This window comes from Kineococcus glutinatus, assembly GCF_039542765.1.
GTDB classification, from domain to species: Bacteria; Actinomycetota; Actinomycetes; order Actinomycetales; family Kineococcaceae; genus Kineococcus_A; species Kineococcus_A glutinatus.
This window is the reverse complement of the sequence record NZ_BAABIL010000713.1, coordinates 1-2010: the sequence shown is the minus strand read 5'-3', so window position 1 is coordinate 2010 and position 2010 is coordinate 1. Positions and strand designations below refer to the sequence as shown.

The 2010-nt window shown below is 78.6% G+C and carries 1 protein-coding gene; it reads left to right on the top strand.

Going from position 1 to position 2010, the window contains the following annotated elements; all coding sequences use genetic code 11:
- Positions 1–2010: Lhr family ATP-dependent helicase (locus ABEB16_RS20525; protein WP_425560274.1), on the top strand; the 2010-nt coding region annotated here is incomplete at both ends.

Sequence of the window (2010 nt, the reverse complement as noted above, 5' to 3'; positions counted from 1 at the left end):
CGACGAGTGGGCCACCGACAACCTGCTGGCCCACCTCACCGAGCAGCAGGAGGCCACCCGGCACGTGCCCGACGACCGCACGATCGTCGTGGAGCGCTTCCGCGACGAGCTGGGCGACTGGCGGGTGTGCATCCACTCCCCCTTCGGCGCGCAGGTGCACTCCCCCTGGGCGCTGGCGGTGAGCGCCCGGATGCGCGAGCGCTTCGGGGTGGACGTGCAGGTGATGCCCGGCGACGACGGCATCGTGCTGCGGCTGCCCGACGTGGAGCTGCCCGAGGGCGAGGCGCCCGACGTCTCCGACCTGGTGCTGCTGGACCCCGAGGAGGTCGAGGAGCTCGTCACCGCCGAGATCGGCGGCTCGGCGCTGTTCGCCGCCCGCTTCCGCGAGTGCGCCGCCCGCGCGCTGCTGCTGCCGCGGCGCACCCCCGGCCGGCGCCAGCCGCTGTGGCAGCAGCGCCAGCGCTCCGCCCAGCTGCTGGAGGTCGCCAGCCGCTACGCCAGCTTCCCCGTCGTGCTGGAGACGGTGCGCGAGTGCCTGCAGGACGTCTTCGACGTGCCCGGTCTCGTCCAGCTCATGCGCGACCTCGCCGGCCGCGCGGTGCGCGTGGTGGAGGTGGAGTCGCCCCAGCCCTCCCCCTTCGCCCGCTCGCTGCTGTTCGGCTACGTCGCGCAGTTCCTCTACGAGGGCGACTCCCCGCTCGCCGAGCGCCGCGCGGCCGCCCTCTCGCTGGACCCGAGCCTGCTGTCGGAGCTGCTCGGCCGCGGTGAGGGCGCGGCGCTGCGCGACCTGCTGGACCCCGAGGCCGTGCAGCGCACCGAGGAGGAGCTGCAGCGCCTCGTCCCCGCCCGCCGCTGCCGCGACGCCGAGGACGCCGCCGACCTGCTGCGCGTGCTCGGGCCGCTGAGCACCGCCGAGGTGCACGCCCGCAGCGGCCCGGACCCCGAGGAGCCGGTCGCCGAGGCGGAGGTCGCCCGCTGGCTCGTCGACCTGGAGGGGGCCCGCCGCCTCATCCGGGTGCGCGTCGCCGGGCAGGAGCGCTGGGCGGCGATCGAGGACGCCGGCCGGCTGCGCGACGGGCTGGGCACCCCGCTGCCCGTGGGCGTGCCCGAGGCGTTCACCGAGCCCGTCGCCGACCCGCTGGCCGAGCTGCTCGGCCGCTTCGCCCGCACCCGCGGGCCCTTCGGCGCCGAGGAGGCCGCGCAGCGCTTCGGGCTGGGCCGCGCCGTCGTCGTCGAGGCGCTGCGCAGGCTGCAGCGCACCGGCCGGGTCGTGGAGGGCGAGCTGCGCCCGGGCGGCAGCGGCCTGGACTTCTGCGACGCCGACGTGCTGCGGATCCTGCGCCGCCGCTCGCTGGCCGCGCTGCGCGCCGACGTCGAGCCGGTGCCCCCGCGGGACCTGGCGCGCTTCCTGCCCGCCTGGCAGGGCGTCGGCACCGGCCTGCGCTCGCGCTGGCGCGGCCCGGACGGCGTGCTGCGCGCCGTGGAGCAGCTGGCCGGGGCGGTGCTGCCGGCCAGCGCGCTGGAGACCCTCGTGCTGCCCGCCCGGGTGGAGGGGTACTCCCCCGCGATGCTCGACGAGCTGACGGCGGCCGGGGAGGTGCTCTGGACCGGGCACGGCAGCCTGCCCGGCGACGACGGCTGGATCTCCCTGCACCCGGCCGACCTGGCGCCGCTGACGCTGCCCGCACCGGGTGAGGCCGCGGACCCCGCGGCGGGCGGTGCCGGCGCCGAGGCGGCGGGCGCCGACGCGCACCGGGACGTGCACCGGGCCGTGCTGGACGCGCTGGCCGGCGGCGGGGCGTACTTCTTCCGCGCGCTGGCCGACGGGATCGGCGCCGACGACGACGCGGAGCTGGCCGCCGCGCTGTGGGACCTGCTGTGGGAGGGGCGCATCAGCAACGACACCCTCGCCCCGCTGCGCGCCCGGCTGGCCGGCGGGCGGGGGGCGCACAAGAGCCGGGCGGCGGCGCCGCGGGCCCGCTACGCCCGCTACGGCGCCCGCCCCGCCGT